The sequence below is a fragment of the Oceanicola sp. D3 genome, assembly GCF_006351965.1.
Lineage (GTDB): Bacteria > Pseudomonadota > Alphaproteobacteria > Rhodobacterales > Rhodobacteraceae > Vannielia.
This window is the reverse complement of the sequence record NZ_CP040932.1, coordinates 3,539,772-3,564,611: the sequence shown is the minus strand read 5'-3', so window position 1 is coordinate 3,564,611 and position 24,840 is coordinate 3,539,772. Positions and strand designations below refer to the sequence as shown.

The following is a 24,840-nucleotide window of genomic DNA, read 5'->3' as shown; positions in this document are numbered from 1 at the left end:
GCCCGTTTGCCCTCTGCGGCCCACCGCATTCCCGCTTGGGATTGTTCACGTTTCGTGCTAATCGGTTAAAAAGCGCTGCGAAATGCGGGCATGTGAGAGGGCGAGCATGAGGATAATCGGGGTCGATCCGGGCCTGCGCAACCTTGGGTGGGGCGTGATCGAGGCCGAGGGCAGCCGCATGATTCATGTCGCCAACGGGATTTGCCAGAGTGACGCCGCCGCGCCGCTCGCCGCGCGCCTGCAATCGCTCTTCCGCGCCTTGAGCGCCATCATCACCGAATACGCCCCCGAGGCGGCGGCGATTGAGGAAACCTTCGTCAACCGCGATGGGCAGGGCACGCTGAAGCTGGGCCAGGCCCGGGGCGTGGCACTGTTGGCGCTGGCCGAGGCCGGGCTGGCCCCGGGCGAATACGCCCCCAACACAGTCAAAAAGGCAGTCGTCGGCACCGGACATGCCGCCAAGGGGCAGATTGCCCATATGGTGGCGCATTACTTTCCGGGCGCGAAGGTGGCAGGTGCCGATGCCGCCGATGCGCTGGCCATTGCCATTTGCCATTCGCACCATTCCGGCCCGGGCGCTGCCAAGCTGGCCGCTGCGCTGAGGGCGGCAGGATGATCGGGCGGATCGCCGGGCGGCTGGATTATAGGGCTTCCGATCACGTGCTGATCGACGTGCGCGGCGTGGGCTATCTGGTGTACGTTTCCGAGCGGACGCTGGCCGCGCTGCCCGGCCCCGGCGAGGCGGTGGCGCTTTATACCGATCTGCTGGTGCGCGAAGACAACCTGCAACTTTTCGGCTTTCCGACCCTGCTTGAAAAGGAATGGCACCGGCTGCTGACCTCCGTGCAGGGCGTTGGCGCGAAGGTTTCGCTCGCAATCCTCGGCACGTTGGGGCCGGAGGGCGTGGGCCGGGCGATAACGCTGGGCGACGCGGCGGCGGTGAAATCGGCACCGGGCGTGGGGCCGAAGCTGGCGGCGCGGGTGGTGAACGAGTTGAAGGAAAAAGCCGCCGGCGTCATGGCGATGGGCAGCTTCGGAGGCGGCGCGCTCTTGCCAGAGACGGTGGAAGTTGTGGAGGCCGATGCGCCTATTGCCACCCCCGCGGCCGCCTCGGCACCCGTGGCGAGCGGCAGGGCAGAGGCGCAGGCCGATGCGCTTTCGGCACTGGTCAACCTTGGCTACGGGCAGAGTGAGGCGGCACAGGCGGTGGCGCAGGTGGAGGGCGAAGACTCCGGCGCCTTGATCCGCGCGGCGCTGAAGCTGCTGGCACCGAAGGGCTGATATGGCAGAACCGGACCCAACCCTGCGCCCCGAGCCGCGCGAAGAGGATGCCGCATCGGGTGCGCTGCGGCCCGAGAGCCTTGATGACTTCACCGGGCAGGCGGAGGCGCGGGCAAACCTCAAGGTGTTCATCGAAAGCGCCAAGCGGCGTGGGCAGGCGATGGATCACACGCTGTTTCACGGGCCCCCCGGCCTCGGCAAGACGACGCTGGCGCAGATCATGGCAAAGGAGTTGGGCGTCGGCTTTCGGATGACCTCCGGGCCGGTGCTGGCGCGGGCGGGCGACCTTGCGGCGATCCTCACCAACCTTGAGCCGCGCGATGTGCTCTTCATCGACGAGATCCACCGGATGAACCCGGTGGTGGAAGAGGTGCTCTACCCGGCGATGGAAGATTTCGCGCTCGATCTCGTCATCGGCGAGGGGCCTGCGGCGCGCTCGGTGCGGATCGAGCTGGAGCCCTTCACGCTGGTGGGGGCGACGACCCGGCTGGGGCTGCTGCAAACGCCGCTGCGCGACCGCTTCGGCATTCCGACGCGGCTGAACTTTTACACCGTGGACGAGCTGCACAGCATCACCATGCGCGGGGCGCGGATGCTGAAGATCGCCTGCGAGGAGGACGGCGCACGCGAGATTGCGGCCCGCTCACGGGGCACGCCGCGCATTGCCGGGCGGCTGCTGCGGCGGGTGGTGGATTTTGCGCTGGTCGAGGGTGACGGGCGGATCACCAAGGCGATTGCCGATGGCGCGCTGACCCGGCTGGGGGTGGACAAGCTGGGGCTGGACGGGGCCGATCGGCGCTACCTGAGCCTCATTGCAGAGGCCTATCAGGGCGGGCCGGTGGGGGTGGAAACGCTCTCTGCCGCGCTCTCCGAGAGCCGGGACGCGATTGAGGAGGTGATCGAGCCCTACCTGCTGCAACAGGGGCTTATCCAGCGCACCCCGCGCGGGCGAATGCTGGCGCAGCGGGCGTGGAGCCACCTCGGCCTCGCCGCGCCGCGCGGGCCGGGTGACCTGTTTGAGTAACCGCGCCGCCTTGCTGCGACGCGCAGGCTTTGGCACAACCGGGCCATGAGCCCAGACGACATTGCCCGCCTCTTCACCCGCACAGACGGGACGTATCATTTTGCCCGTTGGGAGCGGCCCATCGTGCCCATCGTCTTCGGTGTCGAAGATGAAACGCTTGGCGTGGTGAAAGGCGCCTGCGAAGCCGTTGTTGCGATGGCGGGCCACAAGATGGCCGAGATGGACAATGAGCAGGGGGCCAACCTGTTTTTCTTCTTCTTTCGCGAATGGGAAGAGCTGCTGGCGGTGCCCGACCTTGGCGGGATGATCCCGCGGCTGGAGGGCCTTGTAGAGCGGCTGGAAAAGGCCGGGGCCTCGTCTTACCGGGCGTTTCGCTTTGAGACGGCGGGGGCCATTCGGGCGGGGTTTGTCTTTGTGCGGATGGATGAGGCGAACCGGGCGCTCTCGGCGGAGGCGCTGGCGCTGAACCAGATGGCGCGGGTGATGCTCGACTGGGGAGAGGGGGCCTTTGCCGGGGCGTCGCCGCTGGCGCTGGCCAAGGGGCGGGCGGTGCTGCGGCCCGAGATCGCGGAGGTGATCGTGGCGGCCTATGATCCGGTGATGCCGGCGGTGGCCCATGACCCCAGCCACGCCCTGCGACTGGCCGCGAGGGTGGGGCGATGAGCCATCTGTTTCCCTGCGAGGTCTATTATGAAGACACCGACCTGTCGGGCTTTGTTTACCACGCCAACTACCTGAAATTCATCGAGCGCGCCCGCTCAGCCTGGGTTGCCGGGCTTGGGGTGGATCAGAACGCGATGCGCGAGGCCGGGCTGGTGTTTGCCGTGCGGCGGATCGAGGCGGATTTTCTGGCCCCCGCCCGGCTGGGCGACGCGCTTGAGGTAGAAACCCGCGTGGCCAGCCAGACGGCGGCGCGGATGGTGCTGGCGCAGCGCGTGTTGCGGGGCGACGTGGCGCTGTTTGAGGCGCAGGTGACGCTGGTGGCAATGGGCACCGGCGGGCGACCTGTGCGGCTGCCCGAGGCGCTGCGCAGGGCCTGAGAGGGCCAACAGCGGCTCAACTCATCGGGGCGGGGCCGTGGCAGCGGATATGCAGATGGGTGCAGCGGGGCGGGGACCAATCGGTGCGATCCCAGCAATAGGCCTCGCCACCGTCAATCAGCCGCAGGATCCACACCACCGGCTCGCCCGCGTCAGTTGTCCGCTGCTCGCCGTGCAGAAACATGGTGATGGAGCCATCATCACTTTCCAGCACGTCATAAACGCCCTGCTGATCAATCTCGCCGAGGTAGTTTGTCATCGGGCCGCGCCAGTCGAACCACGAGGTTTTGCGGGCCGTATCGAAGGTGATGCTGTGGGGGTTCTCGTCGCAGTGCATGCCTGTGACATCGGGAAAGGCCCATGTGTTGGCGGCAAGGTGGGCGAAGATATCGCGCGGCAGGGGGCGCTCGGGTGTTTGGGCCAGAGCGGCGCCGGTGGCAAGACAGGCCAGAAGGGTAAGGAGGGGGCGGTGCATGGGCGCGAGCCTAGCCTGCGCGCCGCCGGGCGCAAGAGGGGCGATGGCGGGTGCCCTAGCCTGTGGTGGGCTGTGGCCGAGCGGGCCTTGCCTTGGGGCAGGGCCGCGCGTCGGTATTTGCCTCTCCCCGTGCCGGCGCGGCGGGTCGGGGCACAGCGGAAACGGCGGGCAGGTAGAGCGTGAACCGGCTGCCGTGGCCGCTTTGTGATTCGGCATGGGCATGGCCGTTTGCCTGATGTGCAAACCCCTCCACCATCGAGAGCCCCAAGCCGGTGCCATGGCCCTTGGCCTTGGTCGAAAAGAAGGGGTCGAAGACCTTGCCGATAATCTCTTCAGGGATGCCGATGCCATTGTCGCAGACCGAAAGCGCCACATAGGCCCCGGAGGGAAGCCAGGCCGGGTGCGGATCCTCGCGCGTGAGGTGCCTGGCCTGAAAGTGCATTCTTCCGCCCTCAGGCATGGCGTCGCGGGCGTTGATCGCAAGGTTGAGCAGGGCGGCTTGCAGCGTTGTTTCATCGGCGAGGATGTGCGGCAGGTCAGGCTCGGCCGTCACGCTCAGGCCAATGTTGGGCGGGGCCACGCGCCGCACCAGCCGCTCAACCTCCAACAGCACATCTTCAGGGTCCAGCCGCACCGGCTCCATCATCGGCCCGCGACTCAGGGCGAGCAACTGCCGGGTCAGGGCCGCGCCGCGCCAGCAGGCGGTGAGCGCCTCTGTGCAGAAGGCCTCCCGGTCGCTGTCACTCTCTGCAGTCCGGATCATCTCAAGGTTGCCCTGAACCACGCTGAGCATGTTGTTGAAGTCATGCGCCAGCCCTCCGGCCAGCGTGCCCACGGCTTCCATCTTTTGGGCCTGAAAGAACTGCCGTTCTGTATCCAGCAGCCTGCGGTGAGATCTATTGGCCTCGTAAACAGCGATGAGAAAATAGCAGATGATCGTCGCCGACAGAATCAGGGTGGTATAAAACAACGGGCCGCCGCCGGGGGCCTCATAGGTGGATGCGGAAATTGCCAGGAATGCGCCCCCGAGGGGGGCCATATAGGCTGCAGAGATTTGCCATATCCGCGCCCGAACCAAAAAGACATTAAGCACGCCCCCAACCAGCAGGATCATTGCGCCGTATTTCAACGCGTTGTTTTCATGCAGCCAAAGATAAACCGGGAGTGCCGCGAAAAGGGAGGCGATCAAAAGTGAGATACCGACCATCACGGCAAAGAACCTGCGGGAGGTGGCCTGGGGCCAGCGCCAGAGCACGAATTTCTCCAAACCCACGGCAGCATAATAGACGCCCAGCCAAAGCGGCAGCAGGGTCAGCCCCATGAGCAGGGTGCCCGTCGCTGTGCCAATCAGCAGCAGCAGCAATCTGGCGGAAAATTCTGCACTGCGCACACGTTCGGCGCTGCGCAACACGCCAAGGTGTACGCTATAATCGCTATTGTCCGTCATGCTTCCCACAGGCCGCCGCGCTCAGAGAATCCAGCAAGTTTCTGAGGGGGCGAGACCAAAGTTTTCTCGTGTAACTAGCTTGAGGCTAGCGTGAGAAAAAATAGATTTCAATCCAAAGGCGAGGAGCGCAATTAAATTTTGTTTGGAAATTAATAACCTAAAGAATATGCGCAATCACATATCCTAAATACAACTTCGAAATTCGCGGCCCTGTTACAGCCTGCGATGGGCGCACCGAAGCCTAGACGGGGCTCGGCTTGCGCCGGGGAAGCCGCCTGCCGGGCGTAAAGTTTGCCATGGTAGGGAAAGCGGGGCTTGATCAGGCTCGCACAGCAGCCCGAAAATGAAAGCGCCGCCCACGGAAGGTGATCCCGGGGCGGCGCTTGGCAGTCAAAGGGGGCGGGCTCAGAAGCCGAGGCCCTCGTATTTCTTCTTGAACTTCGACACGCGGCCACCGGTGTCCATCAGGCGGGTGTTGCCGCCGGTCCAGGCCGGGTGAACCGAGGGGTCGATGTCGAGCGACAGCGTGTCGCCCTCGGCGCCCCAGGTCGATTTCATCTGCACAACGTCGCCATTGGTCATCTTGACGTCGATGAGGTGATATTCGGGATGCAGGTCTTTTTTCATATCTCTGCTCCTTAAGCTTCGGCGCCGGATTTATCGGCGAGCGGCTTGTAGTTGGTGTCTTCCGCGATCCGGGCCGATTTGCCGCGGCGGGTGCGGAGGTAGTAGAGCTTGGCGCGGCGAACGCGACCACGACGCACCACGGTGATGCTGTCGATGTTGGTTGCGTGCAGCGGGAACACCCGCTCGACGCCTTCGCCGAAAGAGATCTTGCGCACGGTGAACGAGCCGGCAATGCCGTCGCCGTTCTTGCGGGAGATGCACACGCCTTCGTAGTTCTGAACGCGGGTGCGGGTGCCCTCGGTCACCTTGTAGCCAACGCGCACGGTGTCGCCGGCTTTGAAATCGGGAATGTCTTTCCCGAGGGAGGCGACTTGTTCGGCCTCCAGTTCAGCGATCAGGTCCATCTGATCCACTCCTATCGTTGCCCGTGGTATGCCACGGAGGTTTGGCGTGTCTCAGAGCTTCGGGTTTTCTACCGGGTCCGCCATTTTGCGCCCGCCGAAGAGTTCAGCCACTGTTCCTTGGTCTACGTCCGAAGAGCCTTGGCCCATACCCGAACGGTCCGGGGGCGATTCCGCCCGCAGACTGGCGCTGTTTAGGGGGATGGGGGCTTTGGATCAAGGGGTTTGTGGGCGTCGGCGTCTGTGAGCCAGTCGATCAGGCGCGCCAGTGCCGCACGGGCGCGGGCGGCTTCACGCTCAGGGCTAAGATGGTGAACACTGTGAGCAGCTCGTTGGCTAGCCTGGACTGCGTGAGGGTGAAGCCAAGCCAGATACCGATTGCAAGGAGCACGCCTACTACCACGGCGGCCCTCCATCGCCCGCTCTGGTGCGTCAAACCCGTGGCTCAGGGCCCTTGGCGAAGGAATTCTCTCCACCAGCGCGGGCTCAGCAGCTTGGGGCGGAACACCAGCAGCAGGATCACCGCAAGCGGCACGCCGATTGCGGGGGTGGTGAGGATTAGCAGCACCAGCAAAACCGCCGCCGGGGTGGCCAGCAGCGCCTTGGTGGCGAGGGGGAGGTTGGAGAGCTTTTCTTTCACGGCTCGGTGCTGGGCCTTCTATGCGCGTTATCGACCGGAGCTAGTGATGAAACCGGGCAAGAGGGTGGCAAACGCTTGGCGGTCGGTTCGTAGGGGCGAAACGCTGTGTTTAGCCGCGGCCTTCCCGGCGCAGATCGCCATCTGCTCTGCGCCCGCGTCCCGGCGAAGCAGTGCCATCCAGAGTGCGCTCAGGCGGCTTCTTTCGCCTTTGGCTCATGGTGGCGCAGGAGGCCCAGATCGCTTGCAAAGCTGAAGCCGGAGCGCGTGGAATGGGCGAGGCTGCTTGTCGGCCTGTCGATCTCCTGGGGAAACTTCGGGCGCGGCACTTGCGTGTTGTGCCGGGCTTCCAGCCGCAGCAGCCGGGCCTCCAGCGCTTCTGCCGTCAGGCTGCAAACCGGCCCGTCCAGCGGCAACGCGTGGTAGCGATAAAAGCCTGCGTTCCAGCGGGTTACCACAACGTTCCAGCGCTGAATTGCCCGCTCGCGGCCCCAGCGCCCGTTTTCTTCCAGCAGGCTGCCCATCACCGCTCCGGCAATGAAGTGCCATGCGGTGGCGCGGTCGCAGGCCGGTTGTTCGAGAATCCAGAACGCGGCGGCGAGGCGGTCGCCTTCCAGCCCGTCAAACTGGGTGGCGATGTCATCCCACAGCTCCACGTCGGGCGGCATGGCGCGCAGGAAGGGCAGCCAGCCCTCGACGATGAGATGGTTGGCCTTGGCGGCAGGGCCGGTGCTGCGCTCGGCCCGTCGAGTTGCCGGGGCGGCCTTTGTGGCGGCACTGGCCCAACGGCTCCTCCGGCGCTCGGCCCGGGCCTGCCGGTGCGCATCATCTCGTGCGGCGCGTTTGGCGGCCATCGCATCGGGCCAGATCAGCTCGCGCAGCAGCACCACGCAGATCACCGGCAGCAGCGGCAAAACAACCGTCACAGCAGCCTGCGGGAAGGCCTGCACCAAACCCAGTAGAACCAGAAAGCCGAAGGCCAATCCGGGGAGTTCGAGTAGTTTGCCCAATGTTCTGCCTCAAAGCCGTCTGAATTCGACGCAGATTTGAGCAGTAAACCCGGCGAATGCGTGGCAAAGGGCAGGAATTCGCGGGGCAAATGGGTTTTCTCAGGCCCATCTCCGCGTGGGCCGCAGGGGCGCTTTTAGCGCTTCTTCCAAAGGTCGGGTCGGCGGCTTTGCGTGAGCTTTTCGCTCATCTCGCGGCGCCAGTCGGCAATCCGGCCATGGTGGCCCGACAGCAGCACCTCGGGGATCGCCCGCCCACGCCATGTGGCAGGCTTGGTATATTGCGGATGCTCCAGCAACCCGTTGGAATGGCTCTCTTCTTCCGTCGATGCCTCATTGCCGAGCACGCCCGGCAGCAGGCGCACGGTGGCATCGAGCATCGCCTGCGCGGCAATCTCGCCGCCGGTCAACACGAAGTCTCCGAGTGACACCTCCTCGATATCGAACTCTTCCAGCACGCGCTCATCCACGCCCTCAAACCGCCCGCACAGCAAGGTCAGCCCGCGCCCGGCGGCAAAGCGGCGGGCCATGGCCTGATCAAACGGCTTGCCGCGCGGCGAGGCATAGAGCACCGGCCATTCGGCCCGGTCGGGCGGGGTGCCCAATGCGGCCTCCTCCAGCGCCTCGCCCACCACATCGGCGCGCAGCACCATGCCCGCGCCGCCGCCTGCGGGCGTGTCATCGACATTGCGGTGGCGGCCCTTGCCGTAGTCGCGCAGCCGCAGGGTTTCGAGCGCCCATTTGCCCTCTTCCAGCGCCCGCCCGGTGAGTGACTGGCCAAGCACGCCGGGGAAGGCCTCGGGGAAGAGGGTTATGACCTTTGCGGTCCATGAAGTGGCAAGGCGCGGGCCGGGGCCCATCAGGTCTCGCGGGGTGCGCGAGGCCGAAATGGAGAGGCGCCCGTGCGACTTTGCGCCATGGCTCTTGGGGCTGTCACTCATTCGACGATCCTGCCTGTGGTCGGGCGTTCGGCGTGAGGGCCGAGCGCAGTGGCGAAGCGCATCGAGGCGGCAATGTCGGGGGTGAGGCTAGTCATCGGCCCGGCTCGCCTCTTCAACGCGGCGCGTGGTGTCATCCACCAGCGCATCAAGCTCGCGGCTGAGCCGGGGCGGGAAGGCGAGGCGGGCCAGCGCGGTGGCCCCGAGGCCAAGCGCGAGCCACGGCCAGACGGGAAGCATGGCGGCAAAGCCGGTGAGCGGGCGCAGGCCCCAACCGAAGGCCAGCAGCACCAGCGCCAGCGCGGCGACCACGGCCAGCGAGGCGGCGGCGAGCAGCGGCTGCGGCGGGATGCGCTCCATGGCGAAGTTGAACACGGCAAAGATCGCCCCGAAGCCCGCCACGGCCCACCAGCCCGCGCCATAAAGCCCCGCCGCCACAGGCGCGATGTAGAGCACGGCGATGGCAAGCCAGAAGAGCCGCAAGCGCATCGGTCAGCTCTCCTCGGGCGGGTCGGCGACGATGCGGCCTGCTGCCAGATCAACGGTTGGCACGGCCTCGCGGGTGAAGGGGATGAGAAAGCTGTCACTGCTGCCAACGCGGCGAATTTCCAGCAGGTCGCCCGCGCCATGATCATGCACCGCCTGCACCTGGCCCAGCTTCTCGCCACCAGCATCGGTGACGGTGAGGCCGATCAGGTCGGAATGGTAAAACTCGTCATCGGGCAGGGCCGGCAACACGGTGCGGGGCACGTAAAGCCGCGTGCCCTTCAGCGCGTCGGCCTGCTCCTTGGTGGTGATGCCGGTCAGCCGCGCGCCGAGGGCCCCCTTGAGCGGGCGGGTGAGGGTGACCGTAAAGCTGCGGGCCCCGTCTTCGGTGGCAAGGGGGCCGTATTCGGCAATGTCGGTGGGCTCGGCGCAAAAGCTCTTCAGCCGCACCTCTCCCTGCACCCCGAAGGCCCCGCCGATCGCGCCGACGCAGATCATCTCTTCACTCATTTGCCATCTCCCACACAGATGTGGCCGCCATAGGTGCCGCCCGCCGCGTCGCAGGCATCGACGGCCAGTTGCCAATGGGCCGCATAGCCAAAGGCGAAGGCGGCGGCGGGGATGAGGAGTTTGCGCAAAAGCCAGAACATGGGGCGGTTGTTAGTGGATTTGCCGGGGGCGGGGCAATGGGGAAGCGGCGCGACAAGGGTCGGCAGGCAGCTCATCGGGCCGATGACCCTCTTCGCAGGTGCCGGCGCTAGCGGCCAAGCAGCGCCTCCTTGGCCTGTTTCAGCGCCTCCTTGTCGAGGTCGGAGCGGTTGAGCTCCAGCAGGGCCTCCAACACCTCCGGGTCGCGGCGCTGGTTCATGTGGCGCGGGGGCTTCAGCTTGGCGCGGCGGGCCTCTGGCAGGCCGATGAGATCCAGCAGCGGGGTGGCCGGGCCAAATTCTGCCTCGGCAAGCTCTTCCAGCCGCGCGGTTTTGACCGGGCTTTGCACCGCCGCGCGGGTGGCCTCGATCACCGGGGCAAAATCGGCAGCCATTGGGTTGGCCGCGCTGAAGGTCTCAAAATCCAGCTCCATCCGCGAGCTCTTCACGTGCTCGGCCCATGCGCTTTGCAGCCAAGGTCCGGCGTCGCGCAGGGAGAAGAAAAAGCAGAGCTCTGTCTGTGGCCCGAACCGCTCGATGATGCATTGCTCCAGAACCTCGGCAATCTCCGGCACCGCGGCGTAGCTGGGCAGCCCGGTGCGGCCCGCCATATGGCCCGATAGCTCTTCGGACGAGAGAAGCAGATCGCGTTTGCGGCCAAGGTCGAGCCCGGCGAGGTAGTCAGAAAAGCGCCGCCGCAGCTTTTCCAGCGAGAACGGGTCTCGCCATGTGGAAAATCCGCGGGTGGCAAAAAGAACGGGCTCCAGCTGTTGCCGGAGCCCGAGGGCCATGACTGGCCAGAGATGTTTGGCATTGGCGCGCAGAAACGCTTGGGCAGAGGTCGTCCCGGTCTTGTGAAAGCCCATGTGGACGAGTGCCCGCACCGGGCGATCCCGCGCGTCAGCCACGCCGGGTTACTCGGCGGTTTCTTCGGCAGCAGCCTCCTCGGCGGGCTCTTCAGCCGGGGCGTTGGCGGCTTCGGCGGCGGCAGCAGCCTTGGCGGCCTTCTCCTCGGCGCGCTCTTCGGCCTTCTTGCCCGGCTTGGCCTTGTTGGGGTTGTTGCGCTCGGTCTTCTCGCGCACGCCGGCGGCTTCGAGCATCCGTGCGATCCGGTCGGTGGGCTGGGCGCCCTGATCGAGCCAGTACTGCACGCGCTCCATGTTCATTTTCACGCGGTCTTCGCTGTCTTTGGGGAGCAGCGGGTTGTAGGTGCCGAGCTTCTCCTTGAAGCGGCCGTCGCGGGGCATCCGGCTGTCGGCAGCGACGATGGAGTAGAACGGGCGCTTCTTGGAGCCGCCGCGTGCAAGACGAATTTTCATGGCCATTGTGAGTTTCTCCTTTGGAATGGCGGGGTGCGTGGTGGGCAGATTGCCCACCCTACAGTTGATGAGGGCGGGGGCGCCCTACGATTGGTGTGCCTCGTGGTGGTGGATGACTTCCTGAATGATGAAGTTCAGGAATTTCTTGGCGAATTCCGGGTCGAGGTCGGCCCGTTTCGCAAGGTCTTCGAGCCGCGCGATCTGCACCGCTTCGCGGGCGGGATCGGACGGGGGAAGGTCGTGTTCGGCCTTCAGCACGCCCACGGCCTGGGTGTGCTTGAAGCGCTCGCCGAGGGTGTAGACAAGGATGGCATCGAGCCGGTCGATGCTTTCGCGGTGGCCCTTGAGCAGTTGAGCGGCGCGGGTGGCGTCGTCCTGAGTGGTGGTCGCGTCAGTCAACGGTGCCTCCCTTTGGTTTGAAGATCGGGTCGATATGGTGCTCGATTTCCAGCGCGATCCCGTCGCCCAACTGGGTGGTGCGCAGGGTTTCGAGGCTGGGGTGACGATAGACGGCGGCCTCATCGTTGCCGATGCTCGGGGCCTCCTTGTCCTTGGTGCAGCCCAGCCGCTCGGCCAGCTTGATCGAGCTGAGGTCATAGGGGTCGAGGTAGCTCACCGCGCCCTCCCAGCCCTGATCGTGGTAGAAATAGCGCCGCGCCCGGTCGGTTGCCTCCAGCGCAAAGCCCTTGCCGGCCTTCTCGGGCCAGATGATCCAGGCAATCTCGCGCTCGGGCCAGCCTGCAGGGGCCCAGCCGCCGGCCATGCCAACGGTTTCGCCCGTCTCCTTGAGGTGGATCATCCACATGCCGAAGCCCCGGATCTGCCAGTGGCCGATCTCGGCGGCATAGAGCATCCAGCTTTCATAGGGGTTAAGCGGCCCGCCCATGAAGCGACTGCGGTAGGAGGCGAAGGTGGCCTTGAAGTTCGGGTAATCCTCGGGCGCGGGAGGCTCAAGGCGCAGGCGCTTGGTCTCCAGCGTGGGAATCGTCACCGGGCGCGGGCCGGGCACGGTCAGCGGGTTTTCCAGCGGGTTGCCGGTGAAGATTTCGGGGGGCTGGCTCATGCGGCTGCCTCCCGCTTCGGGTGACGCCAGATCACGCAGGGCGCATCGAAGAACTCCACCTCACGCTCGGGCGCGGCGCCCAGCCGTTCGGCCAAGGCGGCGGAGCGGGTGTTGCCCTGCCGGATGTAAGAGATCGGGCCGTCGATGCCGAAGTGCTCGGCGCCATAGGCGAGTGCCGCCTGCGTCGCCTCAAAGGCCAGCCCCCGGCCCTCGAAACCATCGTGCAGCCACCAGCCGATTTCGGGCTCGTGCCAGCCGTCGTTGAACAGGAAGCCGGTGCGCCCGGCGGCCTCGCCGGTGGCGCGGTCCTCGATCATCCACTGGCCGTAGCCGCGCAGCGCCCAATGGCCGATGGAGGCCAACAGTACGCCCCAGGCCGCGCGGCGCGGGTAGGGGCCGCCGACCCATTTGGAGCGCTCAGATTCGCCAAAGGCGACAGCAGCGGGAAAGTCGCGCTCTTCCGGCGCGCGCAGGATGCAGCGCTCGGTTTCGATCACCGGGATGTTCAGGGCGGACATGCGGCTCATGCGTAGGCCTCCATGCCGCCCTCGGCGGTGTCTGCGGGGCCGGGGTGGCGCCAGATGTGCACGGTGCCGTGGCGTTCGTGCACAAAGTCGCCGTCAGGCCGCGCACCCATCCGCTCGGCCACGCGGGCGGAGGCTGCGTTGCCCGGCTTCACAAGGCTGATCGCCGTTTGCCAGCCCAGCACGTCGTAGGCGTAGGCGCGGGCGGCGAGCGCGGCCTCGGTGGCATAGCCCTTGCCCTCGTGGCCTTCAAACAGATCCCAGCCGATCTCCGGCTCGGGCCAGCCCTCGGGGGCGAAGAGGCCGACGAGGCCTGCCGTCTTGTCGCCCCCCTTGACGTCAACGATCCAGCGCCCGAAGCCTGCCAGCGTCCAATGGCCGATTTCCATCGCCAGCATCCGCCAGCTGCCCTCGCGGTTCAGCGGGCCGCCGACAAACTTCGACCGCTCCGAGGCATAGAACGCCGCGAAAGGCTCGAAGTCGCCCATCTCGGGCGCGCGCAGCACGAGGCGCTCGGTTTCCAGCGTCGGGATCATTGGTCCGGCCTCTTGTGGCGCCAGATGAACAGATCGGGGTTGGGCGAGGGGATGCGGTCGGCGTTCATCCGCTGCGCCAGCGCGTTGGAGCGGCTGTTGAAGCTGTCGACGTAGCTGACCATCGAGGGCAGACCGAGCAGGCAAAAGCCGATTTCGCGCGCCGCTTCGGCGGCTTCGCGGGCCAGCCCCTTGCCTTCGTAGGCTTCGGTGAAAAACCAGCCAAGCTCCGGCTCCTCGTCGCCCGGCTCAAAGCCGATCTGGACGAAACCGGCGCAGGCGCCCTCGTGCATCACCGCCCAAAGCCCGTGGCCGCGCAGCAGCCAGCAGCCGACCATGGCGGCATATTCGCGGAACGCGCTCTCACGGTCCTGCGCACCGCCCATGCCCGCGCCGCGCACCGGGTCGCAGGCGATCTCGGCGAAGACATCGAAGTCTGCCAGCGTGGCCGGGCGCAGGCGGGTGCGGGCGGTGTCGGCCACCGGCAGCAGGGCAGAGACCTGCGCGGCCAGCTTTGCGGCGGCCCCGGGAATGGGGCGTTCATGCGGGGCGCGGTTCATATCGGGCATCTCAGGCGTGCTCCGGGCGGGGGTGGCGATACACCACCGTGTCTTCGGGCGTTTCGCCATCGGGGCGCGCGGCCTGCCCGTCTTCCGCCGCGCCGAGACGGCGGGCGAGCGCGATGGAGCGGTCATTCTCCGGGTCGATGTAGCTGACGACGGTTGCCGCGGGCAGGTTGGCCCAGGCCCAGGCCAGCAGGGCCTGCGCCGCTTCGAAGGCGTAGCCCTTGCCTTCAAACTCGGGCCAGACGCACCAGCCAAGCTCCGGCTCGGGGAACTGCTCGGGCTTGGTGAGGCCGATCTGGCCGATGAAGGCGTTGCTCTCGCGCAGCTCAATCGCAAGGCTGCCGTGCCCCAGCAGCGTCCAGCTTCCCACCTCGGAAGAGAGCCAATACCACATTTCCTTGCGGCAAATCGGGCCGCCCATGTAGCGCGCCCAATCGGTCGCAAACAGCGCGGCCATCGGCTCGAAATCCTCGATCCGGTGGGGGCGCAGGCGCAGCCGCTCGGTGGTTATGGTGGGGGCGGAGGGCATGGTTACTTCTTCTTGCCAAACCCGCTGAGGCCGGGGGGCAGGGCCCCGCCGCCAAGGCCGGGCAGGCCGCCGCCGGGCATGCCGCCGAGGCCCTTGGGCATCGCACCGCCCATCTGCTTTTGCGCCGCCGCAAGATCGGCCTCGCTCGGGCCGCCCTTGCCGAACATGCCCTTCATGGCCTGTTTCAGCATGCCGCCCTTGCCCATCTTCTTCATCATGTCGGCCATCTGCCGGTGCATCTTCAGCAGCTTGTTCAGCTCGCTGACTTCCTGCCCGGCGCCCTTGGCGATCCGCTTCTTGCGCGAGGCCTGAAGCAGCGCCGGGTTGGCCCGCTCGCGCTTGGTCATCGACTGGATCAGCGCGATCTGGCGGCGGAAGATGGTGTCGTCAAACCCGCTCTCTTCCACCTGCTTGGCCATTTTGCCCATGCCGGGCATCATCTTCATCATGCCTTCCATGCCGCCCATCTTGAGCATCTGCTCGAGCTGCATCTTCAGGTCGTTCATGTTGAACTGACCCTTCTGGAAGCGCTTCATCATCCGCTCGGCCTGCTCGGCCTCGATGGTCTCCTGCGCCTTCTCGACGAGGGCCACGATGTCGCCCATGCCGAGGATGCGGCCGGCGATCTGCTCGGGGCGGAACTCTTCCAGCGCCTCCATCTTCTCGCCAAGGCCGACGAACTTGATCGGCTTGCCGGTGACAGCCCGCATCGACAGCGCCGCACCGCCGCGGCCGTCGCCGTCCATCCGGGTGAGGACCACGCCGGATATGCCGATCTTGCCGTCGAACTCCTCGGCCACCTCAACGGCGACCTGACCGGTGAGACCATCGACCACCAGAAGCGTCTCGCGCGGGGAGACGGCGTTGCGCACGTCCTCAACCTCGCCCATCAGCTTTTCGTCGATCTGAAGGCGACCGGCGGTGTCGAGCATATACACGTCATAGCCGCCCATCGTCGCCTGCTGCTGGGCGCGCTTGGCGATCTGCACGGCACTCTGGCCCTCGACGATCGGCAGGGTATCCACGCCGATCTGGCGGCCCAGAACCTCAAGCTGTTGCATGGCGGCGGGGCGGTAGATGTCGAGCGAGGCCATCAGCACCCGCTTGTTCTGCTTTTCCTTCAGCCGCTTGGCGATCTTGGCGGTGGTGGTGGTTTTACCGCCGCCCTGCAAGCCGACCATCAGGATTGGGGCAGGGGCGTTATCCACCTTCAGCTCACCCGGTTCGCCCTCGCCTTCGAGCACATGGACCAGCTCGTCATGGACGATCTTCACCACCTGCTGGCCGGGGGTGACCGATTTGGTCACGGCCTGCCCGGTGGCCTTGTCCTGCACCGCCTTCACGAAGTCCCGGGCCACGGGCAGCGAAACGTCCGCCTCCAGAAGCGCCACACGCACCTCGCGCAGCGCGGTCTTCACGTCATCCTCAGAAAGCGCGCCCTGCTTGGTCAGCCGGTCGAAGACGCCAGAGAGACGTTCGGACAGATTTTCAAACATGCTCTCGGCCCTCCTTAGGCCTTTTCGGGATGTGCCTTCCCCAGATGGGGCGGGCGGCTCATATCGCAAGCCCGAATGCAGTTGCGCCCCCGTGGGCGAAACTCGCTGACGGGGGGCGATCCTGAACCGGGGCAGGACCGGAAGTTGTGCCACTTCCGAAGGTTTGCAGGGCGTTTAAGGCGGCCCGCCCTGTGAGTCAAGCAGAGGCGGCTCTGGGGCGTCCTCGCCAAGAAGCCAGTGCAGCACCGCGCGGGCGGGCTCTTTGGCGGTGTCTTCATTGGTGAAGGTGCTGAACAGCGGCACCGGCTCGGCCTCGGTCAGCAGCACCGGGCGGTAGGCCACGTCAAGGACGCGGCGGCGCTTGCCGGTCTGCGGATCGTCCTGCCGCATGTGACGCTCGGCGCGCTCTACCGCGACCCCGGTAATCTGTGAAAGCCGGATGGTGTCATGGCGAGCGCGCAGCACGGCCCGGTGGCGAAAGGTGATGCTGTCGGCCCGCCGGTCAAAGGTGATTTCGGTGGTATGGGTGGCGACCGCGAGGATATAGGCCCAGGCGAGCGCGAAGAGCACCATCAGCGCCCCGCCAACCGACAGGACGATGGGCATCCCGCTGGAGGGCGCGGTTGCGATCACGATGAAGCCGACGAGGAACACCACCACGACGATGGCAAAGATCACCACCGGCCCCCGGCCCGCGCCCTGTTGCAGCACCAGCCTGTCCGGCGTGTCCGAGAGCACCTTCATGGCTATACCCCCAACCAGCAATTCACCGTGCCCGCCAGCCGCTCGGCGCGGCGGCGTCCGCTTGCGGTGGTCAGCGTCACCGGCTGGCCTTGGCTCAGCACCCGCACCCGCCAACGCGTGCCGCCCCGCCCGGTGCGCCGCGCCACTTTTTCGGCCACCGCGCGGGAGAGGCCGGGCACCTCATGGCGCTTCAGCACGCGCTCCCAGCGGCCCCGGCGGATGTGCAGCAGGGTGCCATCGGCGCGGTTGATCACATAGTCCACCGGGCTCAGTAGCATCAGCACTGCCAGCGCCAACAGCGCGAGCCCGACCGGCAGGGCAAACCAGCCGCCATTCTCGCCGCGCTCTTCCATGATGTCGGCCAGCCCGAAGCCGCCGAGAAGCAGGGCGAGCGTCAGCAATAACAGCCCGATCCACAGCGAGGAGGAGCGCAGCACGAGCCTGTCTGCCGTCCGCTCCGTGACCTTCACGGGGTGCTGGTTGGGGAGGTGGGGAGCCACTGCTCCAGTTTGGTCTTCAGTTTGCGGGCCGGGCCGGGGGCGCCGAAGCCGCAAACCGTGACCGGGCCGTCAGCGGTGATGAGCAAGGTGCGGTAGATGGTGAACTCGGGGCCATCCGGCGAGCTGGAGGGCAGGGTGATGTGATCGCATGTCACCCGTTCGACCTGCCCGAAGCTGGCCGAGCGGCACACACGCCCCAAGGCGTTGCGCTCCTCGATGCGCCCCGCGCGGCGGTCGATCACCGTGACCGGGCCGGGGCGCAGGCCCCAGAGCAGCGGCAGCGCGGCAAGAATGCCGGACACACCAAGCAGCGGCGTCAGCGTGGGGGTGCGCAGGAGCAGGCCGGCCACCACCAGCCCGGCCCCGGCCAGTGCCAGCCACACCGCCCAAGGCTGGGGCGGCGGATGGCTGCGCAGCGTGAGCCGGGGGCCCGTGCCGTTTGCCGTGATGCTTTCGCTGTGGTCCTCTCCCATATTCCGTATTGAGGCCCGCCGTTGGCCCGGCGTCAAGCCGGGGCGGTGCCTTCGCTGGGTGAGCGGTGCAGAAAGTTTTGCCAAATGCGACGGAATTGGCCGCAGGCTCCGTATCGCTCATGGCTATCCTAAAGGGCGCGATGCAGCAGCTTGGCAGGAATTGGCTTGAGCGGTTGTGAAAAGAGCAGAGGCTTCTTGCGGTAGCAGCGGAACGTGGTAAACTATACTGAACGGTTCAGAATAGCTATCGCCCTTGCATGGGCGCACAGAAAACAGGAAGGTTGTGGCTCATGTTGGATGGTGAACATATTTCTGCCGGAGGGCGACGGATGAACAGCCTGGATGCCTGGGATGAGGTGCGCACAGCTTACCACGTGGCCCGTGTTGGCACGGTGTCCGGCGCGGCCGACGCGCTGGGCGTGCACCACGCGACGGTGATACGCCACATCGACGCGCTGGAGCAGCGGCTGGGCACCAAACTGTTCCAGCGGCACGCGCGTGGCTACACCGCCACCGAAGCCGGGCTGGACCTGTTGCAGGTCGCCAAGGCCACCGATGACCAGTTTTCGCAGCTTGCGGGCCGGATCAAGGGCCGGGGCGAAGAGGTGACAGGCGAACTTATCGTCACCTCCATCCCCGCGCTTTCGCCCTCGCTGACGGCCACGCTGGCCCGCTACAGCCGCGCCAATCCGCAGGTGGTGATGCGCTTCATGACAGACGAGCGGCTGTTTCGGCTGGAGTATGGCGAGGCGCATGTGGCCATTCGCGCAGGCAAACGGCCCGATCAGCCCGACAACGTGGTGCAAAAATTCTTCGATATGTCGCACGCGCTCTATGCAACCCGCGAATATGTAGAAGAGATGGGCCAGTTGGACGAGGCCGACATGACCCGCCATCGCTTTGTCTCAGAGGATGACCGCGAAAGCCGCGCACCCTTCTATCGCTGGCTGCACGAGATGGTGCCCGACCGTTGCATCAGCTACCGCGCCTCGGCGCAGCGCTCGGTGGTCGACGCGATCCGCGCCGGGGCTGGCATCGGGTTTCTGCCCTCCGCCGTGGGCGACCGCTCGCCGGACCTCGTGCAGATGATGGCCCCGCGTGAAGCGTGGACGGCCACCGTTTGGCTGGTGACCCATGTGGACCTGCACCGCACCGCCAAGGTGCAGTCGATCCTGACGCATTTGAAAGACGATTTCGATCCGGGCAGCTTCTGACAGAGGCTGCTCATCGGCCCGTGCGGCCCTCTTCGCAGCTGCGATGACGGGGCCGCGGGGCCGCGAAGAGCTGCCCCGGCGGGCTATTCCTCGCCGCCGAGCCCCAGCTCCGCGCCAAGAAACCGCTCGAAGGCATCAAGGTTTACCGGCTCGAACTGGCCAAACCCCTGCATCCACACGCTCGAGCCCTTCAGCGCATCGGGCTCCAGCTTGCACCACTTAACCCGCCCGCGTTTTTCCTGACTGATCAGGCCCGCGCCAGCGAGGATGGTGAGGTGCTTGGAGATCGCCGCTAGGCTCATCTCGAAGGGCTCAGCCACATCCGTGACGGCCATGTCGTCCTCAAGCAGCATCGTCAGGATCGCCCGCCGGGTCGGGTCGGCGAGGGCGGCGAAGACGGTGTCGAGCGAGGGGCGCGGGCGCGGGGTCATGGCGCAGCGGTAGGGCGGAGCCCGGCTATCGTCAACCGTTTGGTTGAATATACGAAACCGCTCCCAAACCGCTGGGCCGCTCAAAAATACCCCTGCGACAGGCTGGCACTCTCAAATAAAATCAATACCTTAACCCGAAATCCAGCCAATTGACTCTGCCGCCCCTGCTCCCTAGTTTCCGCGCAACTGTCGATGGGGGCACAGCATGGCCGGCTCGGACGACGAGCAGAAGCTGCGGGAGCTTGACGAAAAGCTTCTGGCACACAGGGCCAAATACGCGCCGCCCCCGCCGAAAGACGATCACTACCACGCCGCCTCGCAGGGCTGGCGCATGGTGATCGAGCTGGTCGCCGGTCTGGGGATCGGCTTTGGCATCGGGTACGGGCTCGACGTTCTGTTCGGAACGCTGCCTGTTTTCCTGCTGCTGTTCACATTGCTGGGCTTTGCCGCCGGTGTTCGCGTGATGATGCGCACGGCAGCAGAGTTTCAAAACGCTCCGCCAAGCGGGGCAGAGGACGAGAAGAGGGACTGACATGGCGACAGAAGCCCACGGCGCAGAGGACGGCCTCGCGTTCCACCCGATGGACCAGTTCATGGTCAAGCCGCTCTTCGGAGACGGCCCGGTGGCGTGGTATACCCCGACGAACGTGACGTTCTGGATGGCCCTCACCGTTCTTGCCGTGATCCTGCTGCTCGTCATCGGCACCCGCCGCCGTGCGGTGATCCCGTCGCGCAGCCAGTCGGTCGCCGAAATGGCCTATGGCCTCGTGCACAAGATGATCGAGGATGTCTGCGGCAAGGACGGGCTCAAGTACTTCCCCTACATCATGACGCTGTTCATGTTCATCCTGCTGGCGAACGTGCTGGGCCTGCTGCCCGGTGCCTTCACCACCACCTCGCACCTTGCGGTTACCGTGGTTCTGGCGCTCTTCGTCTTCATTTCGGTCACCGTGATCGGCTTCGTGAAGAACGGCGCGCATTTCCTCGAGCTGTTCTGGGTCTCCTCGGCCCCGTTGGCGCTGCGCCCGATCCTCGCGCTGATCGAGGTCATCAGCTACTTCGTGCGCCCGGTCAGCCACTCCATCCGTCTGATGGGCAACATGATGGCCGGTCACGCCGTGATCAAAGTTTTCGCAGCCTTCGCGCCGCTGGTCCTGTTTTCTGCCGTCGGCATCGCGGTTACGCCGCTGTCGATCCTGGCGATCACCGCGATCTACGCGCTCGAGCTGCTCGTGGCCTTCATCCAGGCCTATGTCTTCACCATCCTGACCTGCGTGTACCTGAAAGACGCGCTGCACCCGGCCCACTAAGGCCGGCGGTCAGACAACCAAGTTTCTAGCCAATTCCAACGTAAGGAGAATTCGACATGGAAGGCGATATCGTTCAAATGGGTGCTTTCATCGGTGCAGGCCTGGCCTCTGTGGGCATGGGCGGCGCTGCTATCGGTGTGGGCAATGTTGTGGGCAACTTCCTCAGCGGCGCTCTGCGCAACCCCTCCGCCGCTGGCGGCCAGACGGCCACCATGTTCATCGGCATCGCATTTGCGGAAGCCCTGGGGATCTTCTCGTTCCTCGTCGCGCTTCTGCTGATGTTCGCCGTCTGAGGCAAAACTTCTGATCCTTACGGCCGGGGGGCAGCGATCCGCGTCCCCCGGTGTCCCTTTAAGGTTTCCGGAGAGAGCCCATGGCAACTGAAAACTCTGTAGCCGAGCACGTCAGCCCCGCCGATCTTGAGGCGGCTGGCCGCTGTGTCGGGCCCGATGGCGGTGCCATCGGCATGCCGCAGCTGTGCTTCGACTGGTTCCCCAACCAGATCTTCTGGCTCCTCGTCACGCTTGTCGCGATCTACTTCGTGTTGAGCCGCATCGCCCTGCCGCGCATCGCCGCGGTTCTGGCCGAGCGCTCCGGCACGATCACCAATGACATCGCGGCGGCCGAAGAATTCAAGATGAAGGCCGGTGAGGCCGAGAAAGCCTATGAGAAGGCGCTGGCCGATGCCCGCGCCGAGGCACAGGCGATTGCTGCCGAGGCCAAGGCCGACGTCCAGAAAGACGTGGACGCTGCCATTGCCAAGGCCGATGCCGAGATTGCGGCCCGGACTGCCGAAGCGGAGAAGGCGATTGCCGAAATCCGTGAAAGCGCGCTGGCCAATGTCGAGGAAGTGGCCAAGGATACGGCTGGCGAAATCGTCTCGGCCCTCGGTGGCAAGGCTGACGCATCTGCCGTCAACGCCGCGGTGGAAGCCCGGCTGAAAGGAGCCTCGTGATGATGATCCGCTACTGGCTCACCACCGCTGCCATCACCTTCGCGGCCTCGCCCGCGCTGGCCGCGTCTGGCCCGTTCTTCTCGCTGCGCAACTCCAACTTCGTTGTGCTCATCGCCTTCCTGCTGTTCATCGGCGTGCTCCTGTTCTTCAAGGTGCCCTCGATGATCGCCGGGCTGCTCGACAAGCGCGCCGACACGATCCGCGCCGAGCTCGATGAAGCCCGCGCCCTGCGCGAAGAGGCCCAGACCGTTCTGGCCGGCTTCGAGCGCAAGCAGGCCGAGGTGGCCGAACAGGCCGAGCGCATCGTTGCCCATGCCAAGGAAGAGGCCAAGCTGGCCGCCGAGCAGGCCAAGGTCGATCTGGAGAAATCCATCGCCCGCCGTCTGGCCGGGGCCGACGAGCAGATCGCCTCTGCCGAAGCCGCCGCCGTGCGCTCCGTGCGTGACCGCGCCGTGCAGGTGGCCGTGGCCGCCGCTGGCGATGTGATCGCCAAGCAGATGGGCGCCGCCGAGGCGAACAAGCTGATCGACAGCGCCATCGAAGAGGCCGGTGCCAAGCTGCACTGACCCTCCGGAAAACCCATTGCAGCGGCCGTCCTTCGGGGCGGCCGTTTGCTTTTTTGCGGAACCTTACAGGGCTGTGCGCGGGTTGAGGTGGGAGAGGACACCGCAGGAGAGCCGCATGACCTACACCCGCTTCGCCGCCATGATCGCCACCTCCACGGTGGTGATGTTTGGCCTGATGTACCTCAACACCTATGCGCTCGGGCACGTCTTCTTTTCCGAAACGCGGCTCTACATGGCGCTGCTCATGGGCGCGGTCATGGCGGTGATCATGATGGGGTTCATGTGGGCAATGTATGAGGGCCGGATGGTGAAGCTGGGCATCTTCGCCGGTGCGGCGGTGGCTATCGCACTCTCGCTCTGGCTTGTCCGCAGCCAGGCCACGGTGGGCGGGCTCAGCTACATGCGCGCGATGATCCCGCACCATTCGATTGCGGTGATGACCTCGGGGCGCGCCGACATCGAGGATGCACGGGTGCGCAAGCTGGCCGATGGAATCATCGCCGCGCAGCGCCGCGAGATTGCAGAGATGCGCTGGCTCGTCGCCGAGCTGGAAGCGGGCCGTGTGGTGGAAAGCGCTTACGCAGACCCGCCCCCCGTGGCCGGCAGCGCGGAGGACGCACTAAACACCCTGCGCCTCTCCACGCTTTACCCCGCACCCCTCACCGCCGCCGAGGCTGCCCGACTTGTGGATGGCCCGACCGGCGGCTGCAACTTTCGCCAGACCAAGGCCGATGCGCCGATTCTCTGGACAAATGCCAAAGGAGATACCGCCGCTATGCTTCTCAATGGCACCTACCTCAGCCTGTCAGGCGGCGAGGGGCGTTTTGCGGATGGCAGGATTGCGGCCGAGGTCACGCCGCTTGATGACGAAGCGGCAGGGCTGCGCTCCGACGCGGCGCTTGTGTTTTCCATCGCCCAAGGTCCGACGCGCGGTTACCGCGGCTTCTGGTCCTGCGCCCAATGATCGGGCAACGACAGTCACGTTTCCTTAGGCCGGGGCAATTTAGGTTGCAGGCGCGCACCGGGGGCATAGGTTAAGGCCATGACCGACATGACTGAAATGAGTGAGATGAGCGACGCTCAAATCCTGCCTCATGCCTCCCGCCCCTATAGCCGGGTGGAGCTGGCGGTGGACGCATGGGTGCATATCGCGGCGCTGGCGCTGGCGATTGGGGCCGTGCCGGTGCTCATTACCCTCACGGCGGTGTGGCGCGGCGATGCGATGGGCATTCTCGGCGTGTCGATCTACGGGGCAACCCTGATCGCAATGCTCACCTGCTCGCTGCTCTACAACCACCTGCCGCGCCCGGAATGGCGGCGCACCCTGCTGCGCTTTGACCAGTCGGCGATCTATCTCAAGATCGCGGGCACCTACACGCCCTTCGCGCTGCTGGCCGGGGCGGGGCAGGGGCTGTTGGTTTTTGTCTGGTCACTGGCGGTTGTGGGCACCGTGGCCAATTTCGCCCTGCCTCGCCGCCCTACCGCGGTGGGCGTGGCGCTGTGCCTCGGCATGGGCTGGGCGGTGCTGATCGGCGGGCAGGATCTGCTGGCCGTCACCTCCACCCCCGTCATCGTGCTGATGGCGGTGGGCGGCGGGCTCTACTCGGCGGGCACGCTGTTTTTGATGTTGGGGCGGATGCGCTTTCATAACGCGATCTGGCACCTCTTCGTCGCCATCGCCTCCATCGTCTTCTTCGTCGCGGTCTTCATGCACGCCGCGCAATCGGCCGTGTGACTGGTGCTCAATCGCGCGCCCCTGCGGGTGCATTCCCCTTGTTGATTGGCACTGCTTTGCCCGCGTGGCACCTTAGCCCGCAGGTTGAGGCCGTGAGAGTGAGCGGGGGATGAGGGTTTTCTGGCGCGTGGCGCGGCATGCGCTGATCTGGCCGCTCGTGGCGGCGTGTCTCTACCTCACCGCAGCGGCCCTCGGTGCGCTTGTGCCGGGGCCCGTGGCCAAGGTCGCGCCGGGCGAGGGGCCGCCGGTGGAGGTCGGGCTGATCGCCGGGCCGATCCACTATGATTTCATCCTGCCCGCCACGCCCGAAACCCGCGCCGCCCTCGGCTTCGCGGCAGAGGGGGGCGTGCCCGTCGAGGCGCACGGCGTGCAGCATGTGCTGGTCGGCTGGGGCTCTGCCGGGTTTTACACCACGGCGGGCAGCTACGGCGACATTGCCGCCTCCACCGTGCTGCGGGCGGCCACGGGCGATGCCTCGGTTTTGCGCGTCGAGGTCTACGGGGCGCTGCCCGAAGGGTTCGACTATCCGCGCCTCCGCCTCACCGCAGGCCAATACACCGCGCTCCTCGCCCTCATCGCCAACACCCGCAGCGGCCCGGCGGTGCGCGGCGCGGGCTTCAGCGACACCGACGCCTTCTTCGAAGCAAACGGAGGCTTCCACCTCTTCCGCACCTGCAACACATGGATCACCGAGGCCCTGCGCGCCGCCGGCCACCCCGCAGGCATCTGGACGCCCACGCCCTATGCCGTGACTCTCTCGCTCTGGTGGCACGCCCCGTAGGGTGGGCAATCTGCCCACCACGCCGCCACCGCGATGCGCTCGCTCCTGTCAGCAACCGGCTGGCCCCCGCCGCCGCCCCGTGGCATGTAAT

Annotated in this window: 37 protein-coding genes; 14 read left to right on the top strand and 23 right to left on the bottom strand. The window is 66.0% G+C overall.

Annotation, left to right across the window (positions count from 1 at the left end; all coding sequences use genetic code 11):
* Positions 1-106 precede the first annotated feature (106 nt).
* Genes ruvC through ybgC form a run of 5 tightly spaced genes read left to right on the top strand, consistent with a single transcriptional unit; the run spans position 107 to position 3,345 of the window.
* The gene (gene ruvC / locus FHY55_RS17850) at positions 107-616 is read left to right on the top strand and encodes a crossover junction endodeoxyribonuclease RuvC (protein WP_140015476.1); all 510 of its coding nucleotides are present in this window, start codon (positions 107-109) and stop codon (positions 614-616) included.
* Entirely contained in the window at positions 613-1,281 is a 669-nt protein-coding gene (gene ruvA / locus FHY55_RS17845; protein ID WP_140015475.1) for a Holliday junction branch migration protein RuvA, read from the top strand. Before ruvC ends, ruvA begins: the two co-directional genes overlap by 4 nt.
* Position 1,282: 1 nt before the next feature.
* Positions 1,283-2,305, top strand: a complete 1,023-nt coding sequence (gene ruvB / locus FHY55_RS17840; RefSeq protein WP_140015474.1) for a Holliday junction branch migration DNA helicase RuvB — start codon at positions 1,283-1,285, stop codon at positions 2,303-2,305.
* 45 nt (positions 2,306-2,350) lie between these two features.
* Positions 2,351-2,968, top strand: coding sequence for a hypothetical protein (locus tag FHY55_RS17835; protein WP_140015473.1), 618 nt, complete (start codon positions 2,351-2,353; stop codon positions 2,966-2,968).
* Positions 2,965-3,345: a tol-pal system-associated acyl-CoA thioesterase gene (gene ybgC / locus FHY55_RS17830; protein WP_140015472.1), complete on the top strand. Its 381-nt coding sequence runs from the start codon at positions 2,965-2,967 to the stop codon at positions 3,343-3,345. The genes FHY55_RS17835 and ybgC overlap by 4 nt, the downstream gene beginning before the upstream one ends.
* A 16-nt stretch (positions 3,346-3,361) precedes the next feature.
* Here ybgC and FHY55_RS17825 read toward each other — a convergent pair whose 3' ends face one another.
* The 22 genes from FHY55_RS17825 to FHY55_RS17725 form a co-directional block, all read right to left on the bottom strand.
* A complete protein-coding gene (locus tag FHY55_RS17825) occupies positions 3,362-3,820 on the bottom strand; it encodes a hypothetical protein (protein WP_140015471.1) in 459 nt (152 codons plus the stop codon).
* A gap of 55 nt (positions 3,821-3,875) precedes the next feature.
* Entirely contained in the window at positions 3,876-5,267 is a 1,392-nt protein-coding gene (locus FHY55_RS17820; protein WP_140015470.1) for a sensor histidine kinase, read from the bottom strand.
* 405 nt (positions 5,268-5,672) lie between these two features.
* Positions 5,673-5,894, bottom strand: coding sequence for a 50S ribosomal protein L31 (gene rpmE, locus FHY55_RS17815; RefSeq protein ID WP_140015469.1), 222 nt, complete (start codon positions 5,892-5,894; stop codon positions 5,673-5,675).
* A gap of 11 nt (positions 5,895-5,905) precedes the next feature.
* On the bottom strand, positions 5,906-6,298 hold the full coding sequence (gene rplS / locus FHY55_RS17810) for a 50S ribosomal protein L19 (RefSeq protein WP_140015468.1): 393 nt from the start codon (positions 6,296-6,298) through the stop codon (positions 5,906-5,908).
* A gap of 442 nt (positions 6,299-6,740) precedes the next feature.
* Positions 6,741-6,935, bottom strand: coding sequence for a hypothetical protein (locus FHY55_RS17805; RefSeq protein WP_140015467.1), 195 nt, complete (start codon positions 6,933-6,935; stop codon positions 6,741-6,743).
* Between the two features lie 188 nt (positions 6,936-7,123).
* Positions 7,124-7,942, bottom strand: coding sequence for a hypothetical protein (locus FHY55_RS17800; protein WP_140015466.1), 819 nt, complete (start codon positions 7,940-7,942; stop codon positions 7,124-7,126).
* A gap of 134 nt (positions 7,943-8,076) precedes the next feature.
* Entirely contained in the window at positions 8,077-8,880 is an 804-nt protein-coding gene (gene trmD / locus FHY55_RS17795) for a tRNA (guanosine(37)-N1)-methyltransferase TrmD (protein WP_140015465.1), read from the bottom strand.
* An 87-nt stretch (positions 8,881-8,967) separates the two neighbouring features.
* Entirely contained in the window at positions 8,968-9,366 is a 399-nt protein-coding gene (locus FHY55_RS17790; protein ID WP_140015464.1) for a hypothetical protein, read from the bottom strand.
* 3 nt (positions 9,367-9,369) lie between these two features.
* Positions 9,370-9,873 carry a ribosome maturation factor RimM gene (gene rimM / locus FHY55_RS17785; protein ID WP_140015463.1) on the bottom strand — a complete coding sequence of 168 codons (504 nt, stop codon included), beginning with the start codon at positions 9,871-9,873 and terminating at the stop codon, positions 9,370-9,372.
* The gene (locus FHY55_RS20605; RefSeq protein WP_168223053.1) at positions 9,870-10,013 is read right to left on the bottom strand and encodes a hypothetical protein; all 144 of its coding nucleotides are present in this window, start codon (positions 10,011-10,013) and stop codon (positions 9,870-9,872) included. Before FHY55_RS20605 ends, rimM begins: the two co-directional genes overlap by 4 nt.
* Positions 10,014-10,120: 107 nt before the next feature.
* Positions 10,121-10,801 carry a hypothetical protein gene (locus FHY55_RS17780; RefSeq protein WP_140015462.1) on the bottom strand — a complete coding sequence of 227 codons (681 nt, stop codon included), beginning with the start codon at positions 10,799-10,801 and terminating at the stop codon, positions 10,121-10,123.
* A 123-nt stretch (positions 10,802-10,924) separates the two neighbouring features.
* Entirely contained in the window at positions 10,925-11,335 is a 411-nt protein-coding gene (rpsP, locus tag FHY55_RS17775; RefSeq protein WP_140015461.1) for a 30S ribosomal protein S16, read from the bottom strand.
* 78 nt (positions 11,336-11,413) lie between these two features.
* Positions 11,414-11,728, bottom strand: a complete 315-nt coding sequence (locus FHY55_RS17770) for a chorismate mutase (RefSeq protein ID WP_140015460.1) — start codon at positions 11,726-11,728, stop codon at positions 11,414-11,416.
* A complete protein-coding gene (locus FHY55_RS17765) occupies positions 11,721-12,392 on the bottom strand; it encodes a GNAT family N-acetyltransferase (RefSeq protein ID WP_140015459.1) in 672 nt (223 codons plus the stop codon). The genes FHY55_RS17770 and FHY55_RS17765 overlap by 8 nt, the downstream gene beginning before the upstream one ends.
* Positions 12,389-12,919 carry a GNAT family N-acetyltransferase gene (locus FHY55_RS17760; RefSeq protein WP_254695361.1) on the bottom strand — a complete coding sequence of 177 codons (531 nt, stop codon included), beginning with the start codon at positions 12,917-12,919 and terminating at the stop codon, positions 12,389-12,391. The genes FHY55_RS17765 and FHY55_RS17760 overlap by 4 nt, the downstream gene beginning before the upstream one ends.
* Positions 12,916-13,452, bottom strand: a complete 537-nt coding sequence (locus FHY55_RS17755; RefSeq protein WP_140015458.1) for a GNAT family N-acetyltransferase — start codon at positions 13,450-13,452, stop codon at positions 12,916-12,918. The genes FHY55_RS17760 and FHY55_RS17755 overlap by 4 nt, the downstream gene beginning before the upstream one ends.
* Positions 13,449-14,018, bottom strand: coding sequence for a GNAT family N-acetyltransferase (locus FHY55_RS17750; protein WP_168223051.1), 570 nt, complete (start codon positions 14,016-14,018; stop codon positions 13,449-13,451). Before FHY55_RS17750 ends, FHY55_RS17755 begins: the two co-directional genes overlap by 4 nt.
* Before the next feature lies 1 nt (position 14,019).
* A complete protein-coding gene (locus FHY55_RS17745; protein ID WP_140015456.1) occupies positions 14,020-14,544 on the bottom strand; it encodes a GNAT family N-acetyltransferase in 525 nt (174 codons plus the stop codon).
* Between the two features lie 2 nt (positions 14,545-14,546).
* Entirely contained in the window at positions 14,547-16,040 is a 1,494-nt protein-coding gene (gene ffh / locus FHY55_RS17740; RefSeq protein WP_140015455.1) for a signal recognition particle protein, read from the bottom strand.
* Positions 16,041-16,214: 174 nt separating this feature from the next.
* Positions 16,215-16,784: a hypothetical protein gene (locus FHY55_RS17735; RefSeq protein WP_140015454.1), complete on the bottom strand. Its 570-nt coding sequence runs from the start codon at positions 16,782-16,784 to the stop codon at positions 16,215-16,217.
* Between the two features lie 2 nt (positions 16,785-16,786).
* Positions 16,787-17,254, bottom strand: coding sequence for a hypothetical protein (locus FHY55_RS17730; protein WP_140015453.1), 468 nt, complete (start codon positions 17,252-17,254; stop codon positions 16,787-16,789).
* Complete coding sequence (locus tag FHY55_RS17725; RefSeq protein WP_140015452.1) at positions 17,251-17,757, bottom strand: DUF4175 domain-containing protein; 507 nt, start codon at positions 17,755-17,757, stop codon at positions 17,251-17,253. Before FHY55_RS17725 ends, FHY55_RS17730 begins: the two co-directional genes overlap by 4 nt.
* A gap of 338 nt (positions 17,758-18,095) precedes the next feature.
* Between FHY55_RS17725 and FHY55_RS17720 the strand changes: the two genes are divergently transcribed.
* Complete coding sequence (locus tag FHY55_RS17720; protein WP_140016179.1) at positions 18,096-18,971, top strand: LysR family transcriptional regulator; 876 nt, start codon at positions 18,096-18,098, stop codon at positions 18,969-18,971.
* A gap of 83 nt (positions 18,972-19,054) precedes the next feature.
* Here FHY55_RS17720 and FHY55_RS17715 read toward each other — a convergent pair whose 3' ends face one another.
* Complete coding sequence (locus FHY55_RS17715; protein ID WP_140015451.1) at positions 19,055-19,402, bottom strand: metalloregulator ArsR/SmtB family transcription factor; 348 nt, start codon at positions 19,400-19,402, stop codon at positions 19,055-19,057.
* A gap of 205 nt (positions 19,403-19,607) precedes the next feature.
* On the opposite strand from FHY55_RS17715, the gene FHY55_RS17710 reads away from it, so the two are divergent.
* The 8 genes from FHY55_RS17710 to FHY55_RS17675 all read left to right on the top strand — a co-directional run bounded on the left by FHY55_RS17710 (position 19,608) and on the right by FHY55_RS17675 (position 24,749).
* Positions 19,608-19,934, top strand: coding sequence for an AtpZ/AtpI family protein (locus tag FHY55_RS17710; protein WP_140015450.1), 327 nt, complete (start codon positions 19,608-19,610; stop codon positions 19,932-19,934).
* Position 19,935: 1 nt separating this feature from the next.
* Positions 19,936-20,712, top strand: coding sequence for a F0F1 ATP synthase subunit A (locus FHY55_RS17705; RefSeq protein ID WP_140015449.1), 777 nt, complete (start codon positions 19,936-19,938; stop codon positions 20,710-20,712).
* A 56-nt stretch (positions 20,713-20,768) separates the two neighbouring features.
* Entirely contained in the window at positions 20,769-21,005 is a 237-nt protein-coding gene (locus tag FHY55_RS17700; protein ID WP_140015448.1) for a F0F1 ATP synthase subunit C, read from the top strand.
* Positions 21,006-21,085: 80 nt separating this feature from the next.
* The gene (locus FHY55_RS17695) at positions 21,086-21,667 is read left to right on the top strand and encodes a F0F1 ATP synthase subunit B' (RefSeq protein WP_140015447.1); all 582 of its coding nucleotides are present in this window, start codon (positions 21,086-21,088) and stop codon (positions 21,665-21,667) included.
* Positions 21,667-22,233, top strand: a complete 567-nt coding sequence (locus FHY55_RS17690) for a F0F1 ATP synthase subunit B (protein WP_254695360.1) — start codon at positions 21,667-21,669, stop codon at positions 22,231-22,233. Before FHY55_RS17695 ends, FHY55_RS17690 begins: the two co-directional genes overlap by 1 nt.
* Before the next feature lie 115 nt (positions 22,234-22,348).
* Entirely contained in the window at positions 22,349-23,197 is an 849-nt protein-coding gene (locus FHY55_RS17685; protein ID WP_140015446.1) for a DUF305 domain-containing protein, read from the top strand.
* 78 nt (positions 23,198-23,275) lie between these two features.
* On the top strand, positions 23,276-23,968 hold the full coding sequence (locus FHY55_RS17680) for a hemolysin III family protein (RefSeq protein ID WP_140015445.1): 693 nt from the start codon (positions 23,276-23,278) through the stop codon (positions 23,966-23,968).
* Positions 23,969-24,077: 109 nt separating this feature from the next.
* Positions 24,078-24,749 (top strand): DUF2459 domain-containing protein, encoded by a 672-nt coding sequence (locus tag FHY55_RS17675; RefSeq protein WP_140015444.1) that lies wholly within the window; start codon positions 24,078-24,080, stop codon positions 24,747-24,749.
* Positions 24,750-24,840: the final 91 nt, after the last annotated feature.

What these genes read in the sequence shown, in the direction of transcription:
- FHY55_RS17790 (WP_140015464.1), bottom strand. Translation starts at nt 9,366, where the DNA reads ATGCGCTTGCGGCTCTTCTGGCTTGCCATCGCCGTGCTCTACATCGCG.
- FHY55_RS17760 (WP_254695361.1), bottom strand. Translation starts at nt 12,919, where the DNA reads ATGAGCCGCATGTCCGCCCTGAACATCCCGGTGATCGAAACCGAGCGC.
- FHY55_RS17695 (WP_140015447.1), top strand. Translation starts at nt 21,086, where the DNA reads ATGGCAACTGAAAACTCTGTAGCCGAGCACGTCAGCCCCGCCGATCTT.
- FHY55_RS17710 (WP_140015450.1), top strand. Translation starts at nt 19,608, where the DNA reads ATGGCCGGCTCGGACGACGAGCAGAAGCTGCGGGAGCTTGACGAAAAG.
- FHY55_RS17705 (WP_140015449.1), top strand. Translation starts at nt 19,936, where the DNA reads ATGGCGACAGAAGCCCACGGCGCAGAGGACGGCCTCGCGTTCCACCCG.
- rimM (WP_140015463.1), bottom strand. Translation starts at nt 9,873, where the DNA reads ATGAGTGAAGAGATGATCTGCGTCGGCGCGATCGGCGGGGCCTTCGGG.
- rpsP (WP_140015461.1), bottom strand. Translation starts at nt 11,335, where the DNA reads ATGGCCATGAAAATTCGTCTTGCACGCGGCGGCTCCAAGAAGCGCCCG.
- FHY55_RS17680 (WP_140015445.1), top strand. Translation starts at nt 23,276, where the DNA reads ATGACCGACATGACTGAAATGAGTGAGATGAGCGACGCTCAAATCCTG.
- FHY55_RS17820 (WP_140015470.1), bottom strand. Translation starts at nt 5,267, where the DNA reads ATGACGGACAATAGCGATTATAGCGTACACCTTGGCGTGTTGCGCAGC.
- FHY55_RS17675 (WP_140015444.1), top strand. Translation starts at nt 24,078, where the DNA reads ATGAGGGTTTTCTGGCGCGTGGCGCGGCATGCGCTGATCTGGCCGCTC.
- FHY55_RS17685 (WP_140015446.1), top strand. Translation starts at nt 22,349, where the DNA reads ATGACCTACACCCGCTTCGCCGCCATGATCGCCACCTCCACGGTGGTG.
- ruvB (WP_140015474.1), top strand. Translation starts at nt 1,283, where the DNA reads ATGGCAGAACCGGACCCAACCCTGCGCCCCGAGCCGCGCGAAGAGGAT.
- rpmE (WP_140015469.1), bottom strand. Translation starts at nt 5,894, where the DNA reads ATGAAAAAAGACCTGCATCCCGAATATCACCTCATCGACGTCAAGATG.
- FHY55_RS17780 (WP_140015462.1), bottom strand. Translation starts at nt 10,801, where the DNA reads ATGGCCCTCGGGCTCCGGCAACAGCTGGAGCCCGTTCTTTTTGCCACC.
- ybgC (WP_140015472.1), top strand. Translation starts at nt 2,965, where the DNA reads ATGAGCCATCTGTTTCCCTGCGAGGTCTATTATGAAGACACCGACCTG.
- FHY55_RS17755 (WP_140015458.1), bottom strand. Translation starts at nt 13,452, where the DNA reads ATGATCCCGACGCTGGAAACCGAGCGCCTCGTGCTGCGCGCGCCCGAG.
- FHY55_RS17825 (WP_140015471.1), bottom strand. Translation starts at nt 3,820, where the DNA reads ATGCACCGCCCCCTCCTTACCCTTCTGGCCTGTCTTGCCACCGGCGCC.
- FHY55_RS17835 (WP_140015473.1), top strand. Translation starts at nt 2,351, where the DNA reads ATGAGCCCAGACGACATTGCCCGCCTCTTCACCCGCACAGACGGGACG.
- rplS (WP_140015468.1), bottom strand. Translation starts at nt 6,298, where the DNA reads ATGGACCTGATCGCTGAACTGGAGGCCGAACAAGTCGCCTCCCTCGGG.
- ruvC (WP_140015476.1), top strand. Translation starts at nt 107, where the DNA reads ATGAGGATAATCGGGGTCGATCCGGGCCTGCGCAACCTTGGGTGGGGC.
- FHY55_RS17750 (WP_168223051.1), bottom strand. Translation starts at nt 14,018, where the DNA reads ATGCCCGATATGAACCGCGCCCCGCATGAACGCCCCATTCCCGGGGCC.
- ruvA (WP_140015475.1), top strand. Translation starts at nt 613, where the DNA reads ATGATCGGGCGGATCGCCGGGCGGCTGGATTATAGGGCTTCCGATCAC.
- FHY55_RS17715 (WP_140015451.1), bottom strand. Translation starts at nt 19,402, where the DNA reads ATGACCCCGCGCCCGCGCCCCTCGCTCGACACCGTCTTCGCCGCCCTC.
- FHY55_RS17735 (WP_140015454.1), bottom strand. Translation starts at nt 16,784, where the DNA reads ATGAAGGTGCTCTCGGACACGCCGGACAGGCTGGTGCTGCAACAGGGC.
- FHY55_RS17690 (WP_254695360.1), top strand. Translation starts at nt 21,667, where the DNA reads ATGATGATCCGCTACTGGCTCACCACCGCTGCCATCACCTTCGCGGCC.
- FHY55_RS17725 (WP_140015452.1), bottom strand. Translation starts at nt 17,757, where the DNA reads ATGGGAGAGGACCACAGCGAAAGCATCACGGCAAACGGCACGGGCCCC.
- trmD (WP_140015465.1), bottom strand. Translation starts at nt 8,880, where the DNA reads ATGAGTGACAGCCCCAAGAGCCATGGCGCAAAGTCGCACGGGCGCCTC.
- FHY55_RS20605 (WP_168223053.1), bottom strand. Translation starts at nt 10,013, where the DNA reads ATGTTCTGGCTTTTGCGCAAACTCCTCATCCCCGCCGCCGCCTTCGCC.
- FHY55_RS17765 (WP_140015459.1), bottom strand. Translation starts at nt 12,392, where the DNA reads ATGAGCCAGCCCCCCGAAATCTTCACCGGCAACCCGCTGGAAAACCCG.
- ffh (WP_140015455.1), bottom strand. Translation starts at nt 16,040, where the DNA reads ATGTTTGAAAATCTGTCCGAACGTCTCTCTGGCGTCTTCGACCGGCTG.
- FHY55_RS17700 (WP_140015448.1), top strand. Translation starts at nt 20,769, where the DNA reads ATGGAAGGCGATATCGTTCAAATGGGTGCTTTCATCGGTGCAGGCCTG.
- FHY55_RS17745 (WP_140015456.1), bottom strand. Translation starts at nt 14,544, where the DNA reads ATGCCCTCCGCCCCCACCATAACCACCGAGCGGCTGCGCCTGCGCCCC.